The sequence below is a fragment of the Pseudoalteromonas sp. 1_2015MBL_MicDiv genome (genome assembly GCF_002407505.1).
GTDB lineage: Bacteria > Pseudomonadota > Gammaproteobacteria > Enterobacterales > Alteromonadaceae > Pseudoalteromonas > Pseudoalteromonas fuliginea.
On the sequence record NZ_CP012737.1, the window covers coordinates 1,523,165 to 1,535,747 of the forward strand.

Below are 12,583 nucleotides of genomic sequence, written 5' to 3' on the forward strand. Positions count from 1 at the left end.
ACTGGAGTAATAATGCCAAAACGTACCGACATAAAAAGCATTCTTATCTTAGGCGCAGGCCCAATTGTAATTGGTCAAGCTTGTGAATTTGACTACTCTGGTGCTCAAGCGTGTAAAGCACTTAGAGAAGAAGGCTATAGAGTTATATTAGTTAACTCAAACCCTGCAACTATCATGACCGACCCTGAAATGGCTGATGCTACCTACATCGAACCAATTCACTGGGAAGTGGTAGAAAAAATTATTGAAAAAGAAAAGCCTGATGCAGTACTGCCTACAATGGGTGGTCAAACAGCATTAAACTGTGCACTTGATTTAGACAAGCACGGTGTATTGGCTAAGCATGGCGTTGAGCTAATTGGCGCAACGGCTGATGCAATCGACAAAGCAGAAAACCGTGAACGCTTTGACGTAGCAATGAAAAACATTGGTCTTGAATGTCCACGTGCTGAGATTGCTCACACAATGGAAGAAGCAAAAGATACAATGACCCGCATTGGCTTGCCGTGTATCATTCGTCCTTCTTTCACCATGGGTGGCACCGGTGGCGGTGTTGCTTACAACATGGAAGAGTTTGAAGAAATTTGTGAGCGCGGTTTAGACTTATCGCCAACAAACGAATTATTGATTGATGAATCACTGATTGGTTGGAAAGAGTACGAAACAGAAGTTGTACGTGATAAAAACGATAACTGTATTATTGTTTGTACCATTGAAAACTTTGACCCTATGGGTGTTCACACTGGCGATTCAATCACCGTTGCACCAGCGCAAACGTTAACCGACAAAGAATACCAAATTATGCGTAACGCCTCTATGGCGGTATTACGTGAAATTGGTGTAGAAACTGGCGGTTCTAACGTGCAGTTTGGTATTAATCCTGAAGATGGCCGTATGGTTATCATTGAGATGAACCCACGCGTATCACGCTCATCTGCACTTGCATCAAAAGCAACGGGTTTCCCAATTGCTAAAATTGCTGCAAAGCTAGCAGTAGGTTATACGCTTGATGAACTTCAAAACGATATTACTGGCGGTAAAACTCCAGCGTCTTTTGAGCCTTCAATCGATTACGTTGTAACAAAAATTCCTCGCTTTAACTTTGAAAAATTTGCCGGTGCTAACGACCGCTTAACTACGCAAATGAAATCTGTTGGCGAAGTAATGGCGATTGGTCGTAACCAACAAGAATCATTACACAAAGCATTACGTGGTCTTGAAGTGGGCGCAACAGGTTTTAACCCAATAGTTGCACTTGATGACCCTAAAGCGAAAGAAAAAATCATCCGCGAATTACGCGAGCCAGGTGCTGAGCGTATCTGGTACATTGCCGATGCAATGCGCCATGGTATGAGCGTTGATGATGTTTACGAGCTGACTAAAGTTAATCGCTGGTTCTTAGTACAAATAGAAGATATTTTAAAAGACGAAGCAAAAATTGGTGAAGTAGGTATGGCTGGTTTAAATGCCGACTTCTTACGTAAACTTAAACGCAAAGGTTTCGCAGATCCACGTATAGCTGAAATTGCTGGTGTATCTGAAGCTGAAATTCGTAAAAAACGTCACTTATTAAACATCGTGCCAGTATACAAGCGTGTTGATACGTGCGCCGCAGAATTTAGCTCAGACACAGCTTACATGTACTCATCTTACGATGAAGAGTGTGAAGCAAACCCAACAGATAAAGACAAAATCATGGTTATTGGTGGCGGGCCTAACCGTATCGGCCAAGGTATTGAATTTGATTACTGTTGTGTACATGCCTCGCTTGCGCTTCGCGAAGACGGCTATGAAACCATTATGGTTAACTGTAACCCTGAAACAGTATCTACCGATTACGATACATCAGACAGATTATACTTCGAACCAATTACACTTGAAGACGTACTTGAAATTGTACGTGTTGAAAAGCCTAAAGGCGTTATCGTGCAGTACGGTGGTCAAACACCACTTAAATTAGCACGTGAGCTTGAAGCTAATGGTGTGCCAGTAATAGGTACTTCACCAGATGCGATTGACCGTGCAGAGGACCGCGAACGCTTCCAACAACTTGTTGAGCGTTTAAATTTACTTCAGCCAGAAAACGCAACAGTAACTTCAACTGAAGAAGCACTACTTAAATCAGTTGAGATTGGCTTCCCATTAGTTGTACGCCCGTCGTATGTACTAGGCGGTCGTGCAATGGAAATTGTATACGACGAAGATGATTTACGTCGCTACATGACCGAAGCGGTACAAGCATCAAACGAAGCACCTGTATTACTGGACCGTTTCTTAGATAATGCGATTGAAGTTGACGTTGACGCAATTTGCGACGGCGAGCAAGTAATCATCGGCGGTATCATGGAGCACATTGAGCAAGCGGGTGTTCACTCGGGTGACTCAGCCTGTTCATTACCTGCGCATTCTTTATCACAAGAAGTGCAAGACGTAATGCGCAAGCAAGTAACCGACATGGCGCTTGAGCTTGGTGTTGTAGGTTTGATGAATACACAGTTTGCCGTAAAAGATGGCAAAGTGTACTTAATTGAAGTCAACCCGCGTGCCGCACGTACTGTACCGTTTGTATCAAAAGCAACCGGTGTAGCGCTTGCAAAAGTGGCGGCTCGTTGTATGGCGGGTCAGTCTTTGGCAAGCCAAGGTATCACTAAAGAAGTGATCCCTCCTTATTACAGCGTTAAAGAAGTTGTTTTACCATTTGCTAAGTTTCAGGGTGTGGATCCAATCCGTGGTCCTGAGATGCGTTCAACGGGTGAAGTGATGGGTGTTGGTGATACTTTCGCCGAAGCATTCGCAAAAGCACAATTAGGTGCAAGCAACACTTTACCACGCGGTGGTCGCGCGTTATTATCTGTTCGTAATAGCGATAAGCCACGCATTGTTGAATTAGCCAAGATTATGACCGACTTAGGTTTTGAACTTGACGCAACGGGTGGCACGGCACACGCTCTTGAAGAAGCTGGCATTGAAGTACGACGTGTAAACAAAGTATATGAAGGCCGCCCGCATATTCTTGATTATATCAAGAATAAAGAGTACAGCTATATCGTTAATACCACCGAAGGTCGCCAAGCGATCGAAGATTCGAAGGTGTTACGTCGTGGTGCATTGCAAAATAAAACCAACTATACGACAACCTTGAACGCGGCTTTTGCTAACTGTACTGCTAACAAAGCAGATGACCGTAGTAAAGTAACGTCAGTTCAAGAGCTACACCTGCGATTGAACTAAGGAAATGTGCCAAGGCCAACTAGGGCCTTGGTGTTAAGTGAGAAAAGTATGCAATCAATTCCGATGACAGTTCGTGGCGCAGATTTACTGCGCAAAGAGCTTAACGAATTAAAAACAGTTACCCGTCCAAAAATTATCGCCGACATTGCTGTTGCGCGTGAACACGGTGACTTAAAAGAAAACGCTGAGTACCACGCTGCACGTGAGCAACAGGGTTTTTGTGAAGGTCGTATTCAAGAAATTGAAGCTAAACTTTCAAATGTTCAGATAATCGACGTAACTAAAATGCCAAATACGGGCAAAGTTATTTTTGGTACCACAGTAACTATAGTAAATGTAGATACGGATGCTGAAGTAAAATATCGTATTGTAGGCGATGATGAAGCAGATATTAAAAACAACTTAATTTCTGTTAATTCACCGATTGCACGTGGCTTAATTGGTAAACAAGTAGACGATGCAGTGTCTATCCAAACGCCAAAAGGTATCGTTGAGTACGAAATCATTGAAGTTGAGTATCTTTAACGCATAACTCACTTTAACGTTTTAAATAAAAACCGATGTATTTACATCGGTTTTTTTATGCCTTAAATAAATCACTATACTGATAAGGGTGTTCATATTGCATAAAGAGTAAGCATGATGATATAGGTACATAATCACTTTATACCAATCTGCTTATATATGGGGTCTATTTAACGTTAAGAAAATTACGCTAGAACTAGGCAAAAGTTTTTATATCTAGTTGTTCTAAATAAAAAACTTTTAACGACGTTATAGTGCAATTTAATTCGTTAAATTGATCAAGGATTTATGCAGGTTGGTATTATTAAAAAGGAACACTCAATGGCTAATATACTTTACCCAGCGCCTTTAAAAGTAGGCTCTAAAATTGCTATTTGCTCACTTTCATCTGGGCTAAAAGAAAAATACCATGCTCGATTAGACATTGTTATAAATGGACTAAAACAAAGAGAGTATGGTGTTGTTGAAGGGGAGTTTTTACGTCAAAACAAACCACGTGAACAGCTTAACGCAAAAGCGCATGCTCAGCAGCTAATGGTTTTTTTACTTGATGATGAAATAGATGCGATTATGCCGCCGATGGGTGGTGAGCTGGCAATGGAGATACTGCCACTACTTGATTTTAACGCCATTAAAGAAGCAAAGCCTAAGTGGTTAGTTGGTTTTTCTGATGTGAGTACTATTGCATGTGCATTAACAGCTAAGTGCCAATGGGCAACCCTTCACAGCGCTAATCTTATGCAGTTACATCCAGATGAAAAAAATCCGTATAGCTTACAAATATTTGAAACTCTGACCTACGAAGCCGGTAGTAAATTTGAGCAAGGTCCTTCTTCTTTATATCAAAAAAATAAGCCTGATTACGCGCAAAACCCGAACGAATTACTCAGCCCGAGTGAGCCCACAAATTGGCAATGTTTAAACTACACAGATAAACGTACCATAGAAATGTCTGGTCGGTTATTTGGTGGGTGTTTAGATACCGTAGGTTTATTGCTTGACTCGCCATTTTTAGCGCTGCATGAGTTTAAGACGCACAGCGCACCTGAAGGACTTATTCTATACCTCGAAAACTCAGAACTTACACCAACAACCGTTGCACGATTTTTACTGTCATTAAAATTAGCGGGCATATTTGACGACATCAATGGTTTGATTTTAGGGCGAAGTGAAATTACACAAAGTCATTACGATGCCTTTGATTATCGTCATGCGCTTGATGTTGCACTAGGTGGGTGTTTATTTCCTGTAATTATTGATGCCGATATAGGTCATGTTCCACCTAACTTAAATTTAGTAAACGGCGCTACTTGTACAATCACCGCTGAAATAAATGAAGGTAAAGTCATCAAAGCCTCATTAAATACCGAGCTTTGTTAGAAGTGTACTCACTTACCTTTGATAAGTAATTAGGTTAAAGGGTATAATAAGCCCGCTTTTATAGCGCTCTAGTTATAAAAGTGAATTCTCAGGGCGGGGTGAAATTCCCCACCGGCGGTATGTTTAATGTTTTTTATGACTTAAACGAGCCCGCGAGCGCTTTATTTAACTTATTTTAGGTTAAGTAAAGGTCAAGCAGATCTGGTGAGATGCCAGAGCCGACGGTTACAGTCCGGATGAAAGAGAATATGGCTTATTATACTAATACCGATTTTATTAAAGGCCTGATCATTGTATCGCGTTAAGTGAGCTGTTTTTTTGCGCTATAATTAATCACTAATTTAATGCAGTTGGTATAACACTGTGCGCTGCATTTTGCTGCGTGCTTTTTGTTATTCTATTTAAGCTATTTTGGTAGTGTTCGCTTTAAATTTAAGTGATGTATTACTGATCCTTTCACAGTCCTGAATCTATTATTTTTAATTGGAATATAATGATGATTCAGTCTCTACTTACTCAATTCGGCGAAAGCCATACCCGCGTACAAAGCGCAATCACTGCACTACAGCAAGGCCAAGGCGTACTTGTTGTTGATGATGAAAACCGTGAAAATGAAGGCGACTTTGTTTTTTCAGCTGAGCATTTAACGACTTCTCAAATGGCCGAGATGATCCGCGAAGGCAGCGGCATTGTTTGCTTATGCATGGGGGAGGAGCGCATTAAACAGCTCGATTTACCGCAAATGGTAGCTAACAATACGAGTCAAAATAACACCGCTTATACAGTCACTATTGAAGCTAAACATGGCGTTACAACAGGTGTGTCTGCTGCTGATAGAGTAACTACTATAAAAGCAGCGACAGCCGATAATGCAAAACCAAGTGATTTATCGCGCCCAGGGCATGTGTTTGGTTTAAAAGCACAAACGGGTGGCGTATTAGTGCGTCGCGGTCATACCGAAGCATCAGTTGATTTAATGCAACTTGCCGGCTTAAAACCATTTGGCGTAATTTGCGAACTTACTAATCCCGATGGTTCAATGGCGCGCTTACCTGAAGTGAGTGATTATGCTAATAAGCATAATATGACCGTGGTTTCTATTGAAGATCTCGTGCAATACATTCAAGCTGCGCAGCTTAAAGTAGGTTAAATTACTATTTTATCAGCCTTAGATATATTAAAAGCACGCACCTGTTGCGTGTTTTTATGGGCCTAACTTGCTCTTAAAATATAATAATCACTTGTTTTTATTTACGTTATTTAAGAAGCTTAGCGAAGGAATTGCACTTTCTGTAGCCGCTACATACAGTACTCTATAAGGAATTACCCCATTAAAATAGATTATTCTAACTATACACTTGAAGAATTGTTCGATGTAAAAGCTAATATAGATAAAGATAAATACACTGAGAATTTCAATGCATTAATGGCTGAATTTTTAAAAAGAGAAAACGAATTAAAACACTATAATGATGCGATAGAAAAAGAGGCTGAGGCTAAAAAAATATTACGAATGACCAGCTGCTCTAATAAAAGAATAGCGGGTGTGTTTTTATTTGGTTTGTGTATCAGTTTACCCTTATTGTTGTTCGCTGAACTGTCGATTTTAAGCACGATTAATCAATTTTACAGCGTGGTACTTTTACTTATGGTGGGGTTACCTTTATTGCATTCTTTTCGTTATGGCTGGACACTATCTAAATACGGTATAGTGACTGTAACCGACGATGTGTTTTCCTTCACTGTAATGCAATTTTTTTATAGCTGTACTTTTTGTTCAATACTTTTGCTTACCATATTAAGGTGGCCTTAACAGTTACTGCAGCACATTAGTACAGAGTAATATGCTTGGATCCTTTACTGAATATGAGTTGTATTTATAAATGTATAAGCGAAAAAATAGCAGCTGATATAAACCAGCTGCTTGGTTTGAAAAATTATAAAACTTGAATAACTTGCTCTTTAGCTAAACGTGATTTAGGTAATTTGGCATTATAATCTTCTGCGTCATCATGGTAGCCAAGCACTAAAGCTACATCACAAATGTAACCATCTATCTCTTTTTCAAAAACTTCGCCAATCAGCTCGGCATCTACGCCTTCCATTGGAGTTGAATCAATCCCTAAGCGTTCTGCTGTATGCATTGTATTACCAAGCGCTATGTAAGTTTGTGCTTTAGTCCACCTCGAATAATTGTTATTTTTTAAGAAAACTTCCAGACTTTATTTGAGAGGCTAATTAAAGTGTGTGACATTACATGTTAACTGTCAGTGCTAACGTTATAGTATAAGTGAAAGATAGTACGGCTTATTTTGCTTTTGTAAGCGAGTTAATGCCATGCTATATTGACGTTAACTTATATAAAAGGAATTAATAATATGATCGTTAAATTTAATAAACTTTGGTCTAATCATCCATATCCTGACGCACCTTGTGATAAATCTCTGTTTGGAAATCAATGCGCTATTCGCATGGGGGTTGCGCTAGAAAAGTCAGGAATAGATACTTCGTCTTTTGATAGTATGTATCCTCAACGCCGGTGCTACCCTGGTTTAAAGCATAGTCCTAGACATATCTTGGCAGCTCAGGAGCTTGCAAATTGGATTGACTCTCCTCGTAGCACTGCATTTGGTACTAAAAAAGTAATTAAAGGGGGCGCTTTATCCAAGTTGAAAGATAAAAAAGGAATTATATTTATAATGAATGGCTGGGGTAATACTGATCACATTGACTTGTGGGATGGGGAGTACCTAAAGGGTGGTAACACAGATTGGCTGAATTTAGGTGATGAGATCTGGTTTTGGGAAATTTTAGTATGAGAAATAAATTAACATTTAGCTCTATGTTACTTTTATTTTCTTGTTCAAATATAAACGCTGGCATACTTTTAGATGCTGAAATTTGCGAAGTTTCAATGGACAATAATAGTGAAAAACTACAGTTGTCACCTCCATGCTCATTAGTCAAAACTGAAAATGGCAAGAAAAATTTTTTTCAATTTAATGAAAGTAAAATTTATATTATTTCTGGAGCCCCGGCTAAATTAGAGAAATTAAAAAGATGGTCAGTAAAAGAGAGTGATAGATGTTCACTGGAATATCAGGCTGTTATAGTCGTTAGTAATAAATTTTCTCTATCTAAACTGAAAGATAAAGGTTTAGTGTGTCCTGATATTGGTTTAGATGAAAAGTTTTATCAACAATTTGTCCAATATTAATCTATGAAAGAGTAGTACAGTTTTCTCGCTTACTCCATATACCTTACGGATTATAAAAAACCACTTATTATAATAAGTGGTTTAATTGAAAACTGTTATTAATATAGTATTACTTATAAAACCTGAATAACTTGCTCTTTAGCCAAGCGAGATTTAGGTAGCTTAGCATTATAATCTTCAGCGCTATCGTGATAGCCAAGTACTAATGCGACGTCGCATACGTAACCATCAAGTTCTTTTTCAAAGACTTCGCCAATCAGCTCGGCATCTACGCCTTCCATTGGAGTTGAATCAATGCCTAAACGTGCAGCGGCATGCATAGTGTTACCCAGTGCAATGTAAGTTTGTGCTTTAGTCCACTCTTCATTAATGCCTTGCTCATCAGTATTCATATCAACAAACGCATAAGCACCGAAAGCTTGTTCGCGATTTTCTGCTTTAGTTCGACCATTTTTAATATCTGCATCAATAACTTGTGCGTAGTCATCGCGAGTATATTTAGGATTGTGAGCGAATAATATTATATGCGAAGCTGTTTTAATATGTGGCTGGTTAAACGCAAATTTATTAGCAAATGTACTATGCATACGCTCTTTAGCCTCATCTGATTCAATTACGATGAATTTCCAAGGCTGCGAGTTAATAGATGATGGAAATAGGCGCATAGCTTCGTAAATAACGGCTAAATCGTCTTGAGATACACGTTTCTTTGCATCGTAACGTTTTGCTGTGTAACGCTTTTCTAAGTCATTAATAATAGGGTGAGTCATTAGTTTCTCCATTGAGTAGGTGTTTTACCAGTATTTACTATGTTGAGTCAGTTTTAGTAAAAACAAACCCTTTTAAAAATTTATTACAAAAATAATATCGTGTTTTTAAATCACTCTACTTATTTAATTCAATTGATATCTACGTAGAGTAAAGTCTATCAATATAGCTAGGTACGGATAGTAGTGGGTTATTACAATATGATAAACAGGTACATGGTTGAATCATTATCAAATATTATTAGGTAATAGTTTCTTTAATAAATATAAATACAGCCATAGCCACCCCGAAATATTGGCTGAAGACACCAATTACATTGGTGCCTTCAATTAATTCAGGCAGCGCGTATTTAGTATTTATGGAATTAAAAACCTTCCAACACTATTTTGCCAATAGAGCGACTTTCTTCAAGTTCTGCGTGTGCAATACGCAGGTTAGCCGCATTTATAATGCCTAAATTTTTACCAATCGTTGTTTGAATATGGTCCTGATCAATTAACTCAGCAACATGATTTAATAACTTACTTTGCTCAATTAAATCTTTGGCATTAAACATTGAGCGGGCAAACATAAATTCCCAATGTAGAGATAAACTCTTCATTTTTAATTTACTAACGTCTAGTGACTCAGGGTCGTCAATCATTGCAATTTTACCAAATGGTGCAAGTACCTCTGTATACGCTTCAAAGTAAGTATCAGTACTGTGCAGACTTGCTACATGTGTTACCGAGCCAATGTTTAATGCGTCAATTTGAGCGGGTAATGGTTTTGTATGATCAACGACATAATCTGCGCCTAGTTTTTTAACCCATGCTTGTGAGCTTTCACGCGATGCAGTGGCAATCACCGTTGCGCCAGTAATCGCTTTAGCAAGCTGAATAAAAATAGAACCAACGCCGCCTGCGGCACCTGTTACTAAAATAACTTCGTCTGATTTTGTTGTTGAATCAGCTGCTTGTTTTACAATGTTTAAATGCTCAAATAATAATTCGTACGCTGTTATTGCAGTAAGGGGTAATGCAGCAGCTTCAGCATCGTTTAAGCTTTGTGGTTTGAACCCTACAATGCGCTCATCCACTAATTGAAATTCTGCATTACTACCTGGGCGGGTAATATCACCTGCGTAGTAAACAGCATCGCCAGGTTTAAATGCCGTTACAGCATCGCCAGTGGCAACAACTTCACCAACGGCATCCCAACCAATAACTTTTACTTCACCATCAGCAGGGGGCATAGATGCACGCACTTTGTAATCTGCTGGGTTAACCGCAATAGCTTTAACTTTAATTAATAAATCGCGACCTGTTGCAACTGGCTGTGGTAATTCAACATCAATTAACGATTCAGGATTAGAAACAGGAAGAGATTTTTTATAACCAATGGCTTTCATAATAAGTGTCCTAATTTGTTTACATATAAGGTGCAAGCCATGCTTTGGCTAGCTGATGGATATATAGTAGACCTTGCTTTAATATAGATAAACCGCATAATTGTTGAATCATTATCAAATAAAAATAGATAATATGAACATAGAAGATTTAAAACTTATTTTAAAAGTAGCTGAGTTTAGAAGTATTACGCTCGCAGCTGCTAAGTTAGATATGCGTACAGCCACAGCAAGCGCTGCTATTAAACGTGTTGAGGCAGCCCTTGGTAGTGAGCTATTTGTTCGTACAACACGTCATTTAAGGTTATCGGCTGCTGGGGAGCGCTACATACCACAATGTGAGCAGGCTTTAGCTGTACTTGAGCTTGCAAAGCAAAATCTAAAAGGTGAGCATGACGAAATTGAAGGGGAGTTGCGCGTTGCCCTTTCATCTGACTTAGGCCGTAACTTAGTGATCCCATGGATTGATGAACTCATGGACACTCATCCAAAGCTAAGTTTAAGAACGCATATAAGTGATAGTAATATCGACTTTTACCGTGACTCAGTTGATATAGCGCTTCGTTATGGCTCGCCTAATGATGCTAGCGTTTATGGATTCAAAATTTGTAACGTACCGCGCTTGTTATGTGCAACTGACGAATATCTCTTACAAAACGGGGCTCCCATGCATCCCGATGATTTAGCGTCGCATCAAGGTTTGTTTTATCAATTGCAGGATATTATAAATAATACGTGGGAATTCACCGATGGTGAGTCAAAATATAAAGTTAAAATGAATGGCAGGCGCGCCTCAAACGATGGCGATTTAGTAAGGCGCTGGTGCGTTGCGGGTAAAGGCTTGGCTGTCAAATCAGCCCTTGATATAGCCGATGATTTACTCAATGACAGGGTGGTTACTGTAATGCAAGATTATCAACATGTTAATGGTGAACTTTGGCTTATTTGCCCAAGTAGGCAGTCAATAACCCCAGCGGTGCGTTTACTACGTGATGCATGCAGAGCAAAATCCCATGCTATTTTGCAGCAGTTGGTAAAGAAAGGAATTATTGATAAAAGTGTACTGAGCTAATTAGTCTACTTAATAATGCCACTGGCTTAGAGCTGGTGGCATTTATCGTATTCGTTAACTTAGCTTTTTATTAAAAAACTCAACTGTACGTTGCCATGCAAGCTCGGCATTGTCTTTATCATATCGACCTGTAGAGTCGTTATGAAATCCATGATTTGCCCCTTTATACATATGCATAGTGTATTCAACATTATTAGCTTTTAAATCTTGTTCGTACTGTGGCCATGACGCGTTTACACGTTTATCCAGCTCGCCTAATTGAATCATTAGCGGCGCTTTAATATTTTTACGTAAACTTTCGCTGGCTGGAGTACCGTAAAAAGGCACTCCGGCGCTAATTAAGTTGCTATCTACTGCCGCTAAATAGTTAACAATGTAGCCGCCAAAACAAAAACCGACAGCGCCTAACTTACCGTTACTGTTAGCATGCGATTTTAAAAAGTGCGCTGCGGCAACAAAATCGTTTTGAATTTTAGCGCGATCCATGGTTTTTTGCATAGCGCGTCCTTCATCATCATTACCAGGGTAGCCACCCAGTGGAAATAGCGCATCGGGTGCAAATGCAATAAAGCCTACCTTCGCTAAGCGTCTTGCTACATCCTTTACGTATGGGTTTAATCCACGGTTTTCGTGTACCACGAGTACAACAGGGAGCTTACCTTCTATGTTTTTAGGGGTTGCTAAGTAACCTTTGCCTTTACCGTGCCCGTCTGGCGAATCGAATTCTTCGTACGTTGCTTTAATATCATCGTCATTAAACGACACTTGTTCAGCCAATGCGTAATTAGGTAATAATGCTGATGTAAGTACAGCCATCGAAAAGCCAAGTGCGGCAAGGCCACCGAGTTTTTTCATAAACGTGCGGCGGTCCATCAAACCATGGGCGTATTCGTCATACCAATCAAAGGCTTCTTGAGGAATGTGATCAGAAGGGGATGTATTCATAGCTGTTCCTTAACTTTATTATGTCTATTTATTATTTAAATACCATAACGTATTAGGG

At 39.4% G+C, this 12,583-nt stretch carries 11 protein-coding genes, 1 pseudogene and 1 riboswitch; of the genes and pseudogenes, 8 read left to right on the forward strand and 4 right to left on the reverse strand.

From position 1 onward, the window contains the following. Positions 1–12 precede the first annotated feature (12 nt). The 5 genes from carB to AOR04_RS07000 all read left to right on the forward strand — a co-directional run bounded on the left by carB (position 13) and on the right by AOR04_RS07000 (position 6,949). Positions 13–3,231: a carbamoyl-phosphate synthase large subunit gene (gene carB / locus AOR04_RS06980; protein ID WP_033037722.1), complete on the forward strand. Its 3,219-nt coding sequence runs from the start codon at positions 13–15 to the stop codon at positions 3,229–3,231. 48 nt (positions 3,232–3,279) lie between these two features. Next, positions 3,280–3,756 carry a transcription elongation factor GreA gene (greA, locus tag AOR04_RS06985; protein WP_004335404.1) on the forward strand — a complete coding sequence of 159 codons (477 nt, stop codon included), beginning with the start codon at positions 3,280–3,282 and terminating at the stop codon, positions 3,754–3,756. Between the two features lie 321 nt (positions 3,757–4,077). Then, positions 4,078–5,136, forward strand: coding sequence for a S66 family peptidase (locus tag AOR04_RS06990; RefSeq protein ID WP_096792861.1), 1,059 nt, complete (start codon positions 4,078–4,080; stop codon positions 5,134–5,136). 80 nt (positions 5,137–5,216) lie between these two features. Next, positions 5,217–5,388, forward strand: a riboswitch (FMN riboswitch). Between the two features lie 244 nt (positions 5,389–5,632). Further along, positions 5,633–6,286: a 3,4-dihydroxy-2-butanone-4-phosphate synthase gene (gene ribB, locus AOR04_RS06995; protein ID WP_096792862.1), complete on the forward strand. Its 654-nt coding sequence runs from the start codon at positions 5,633–5,635 to the stop codon at positions 6,284–6,286. A 276-nt stretch (positions 6,287–6,562) separates the two neighbouring features. After that, complete coding sequence (locus AOR04_RS07000) at positions 6,563–6,949, forward strand: hypothetical protein (RefSeq protein ID WP_096792863.1); 387 nt, start codon at positions 6,563–6,565, stop codon at positions 6,947–6,949. Positions 6,950–7,073: 124 nt separating this feature from the next. Here AOR04_RS07000 and AOR04_RS07005 read toward each other — a convergent pair. After that, positions 7,074–7,325, reverse strand: a pseudogene (locus AOR04_RS07005) (NAD(P)H-dependent oxidoreductase); the annotation flags it as partial. Between the two features lie 189 nt (positions 7,326–7,514). Between AOR04_RS07005 and AOR04_RS07010 the strand changes: the two are divergent. Together AOR04_RS07010 and AOR04_RS07015 are read left to right on the forward strand one after the other, a co-directional pair. Beyond that, positions 7,515–7,955, forward strand: coding sequence for a T6SS effector amidase Tae4 family protein (locus AOR04_RS07010; protein WP_232525520.1), 441 nt, complete (start codon positions 7,515–7,517; stop codon positions 7,953–7,955). Next, complete coding sequence (locus tag AOR04_RS07015) at positions 7,952–8,353, forward strand: hypothetical protein (RefSeq protein ID WP_096792864.1); 402 nt, start codon at positions 7,952–7,954, stop codon at positions 8,351–8,353. The genes AOR04_RS07010 and AOR04_RS07015 overlap by 4 nt, the downstream gene beginning before the upstream one ends. A gap of 113 nt (positions 8,354–8,466) precedes the next feature. On the opposite strand, the gene AOR04_RS07020 is transcribed toward AOR04_RS07015, so the two are convergent. Next, the gene (locus tag AOR04_RS07020; protein WP_096792865.1) at positions 8,467–9,123 is read right to left on the reverse strand and encodes a nitroreductase family protein; all 657 of its coding nucleotides are present in this window, start codon (positions 9,121–9,123) and stop codon (positions 8,467–8,469) included. A 362-nt stretch (positions 9,124–9,485) separates the two neighbouring features. Continuing rightward, on the reverse strand, positions 9,486–10,511 hold the full coding sequence (locus AOR04_RS07025) for a zinc-binding alcohol dehydrogenase family protein (protein ID WP_096792866.1): 1,026 nt from the start codon (positions 10,509–10,511) through the stop codon (positions 9,486–9,488). A 133-nt stretch (positions 10,512–10,644) separates the two neighbouring features. Between AOR04_RS07025 and AOR04_RS07030 the strand changes: the two genes are divergently transcribed. After that, positions 10,645–11,580, forward strand: coding sequence for a LysR family transcriptional regulator (locus AOR04_RS07030; protein ID WP_096792867.1), 936 nt, complete (start codon positions 10,645–10,647; stop codon positions 11,578–11,580). Between the two features lie 54 nt (positions 11,581–11,634). Here AOR04_RS07030 and AOR04_RS07035 read toward each other — a convergent pair whose 3' ends face one another. Then, entirely contained in the window at positions 11,635–12,525 is an 891-nt protein-coding gene (locus tag AOR04_RS07035; protein WP_024607552.1) for a dienelactone hydrolase family protein, read from the reverse strand. Between the last annotated feature and the right edge of the window lie 58 nt (positions 12,526–12,583).

What these genes read in the sequence shown, in the direction of transcription:
- AOR04_RS07020 (WP_096792865.1), bottom strand. Translation starts at nt 9,123, where the DNA reads ATGACTCACCCTATTATTAATGACTTAGAAAAGCGTTACACAGCAAAA.
- AOR04_RS07025 (WP_096792866.1), bottom strand. Translation starts at nt 10,511, where the DNA reads ATGAAAGCCATTGGTTATAAAAAATCTCTTCCTGTTTCTAATCCTGAA.
- AOR04_RS07030 (WP_096792867.1), top strand. Translation starts at nt 10,645, where the DNA reads ATGAACATAGAAGATTTAAAACTTATTTTAAAAGTAGCTGAGTTTAGA.
- AOR04_RS07010 (WP_232525520.1), top strand. Translation starts at nt 7,515, where the DNA reads ATGATCGTTAAATTTAATAAACTTTGGTCTAATCATCCATATCCTGAC.
- AOR04_RS07000 (WP_096792863.1), top strand. Translation starts at nt 6,563, where the DNA reads ATGGCTGAATTTTTAAAAAGAGAAAACGAATTAAAACACTATAATGAT.
- ribB (WP_096792862.1), top strand. Translation starts at nt 5,633, where the DNA reads ATGATTCAGTCTCTACTTACTCAATTCGGCGAAAGCCATACCCGCGTA.
- AOR04_RS06990 (WP_096792861.1), top strand. Translation starts at nt 4,078, where the DNA reads ATGGCTAATATACTTTACCCAGCGCCTTTAAAAGTAGGCTCTAAAATT.
- AOR04_RS07015 (WP_096792864.1), top strand. Translation starts at nt 7,952, where the DNA reads ATGAGAAATAAATTAACATTTAGCTCTATGTTACTTTTATTTTCTTGT.
- carB (WP_033037722.1), top strand. Translation starts at nt 13, where the DNA reads ATGCCAAAACGTACCGACATAAAAAGCATTCTTATCTTAGGCGCAGGC.
- AOR04_RS07035 (WP_024607552.1), bottom strand. Translation starts at nt 12,525, where the DNA reads ATGAATACATCCCCTTCTGATCACATTCCTCAAGAAGCCTTTGATTGG.
- greA (WP_004335404.1), top strand. Translation starts at nt 3,280, where the DNA reads ATGCAATCAATTCCGATGACAGTTCGTGGCGCAGATTTACTGCGCAAA.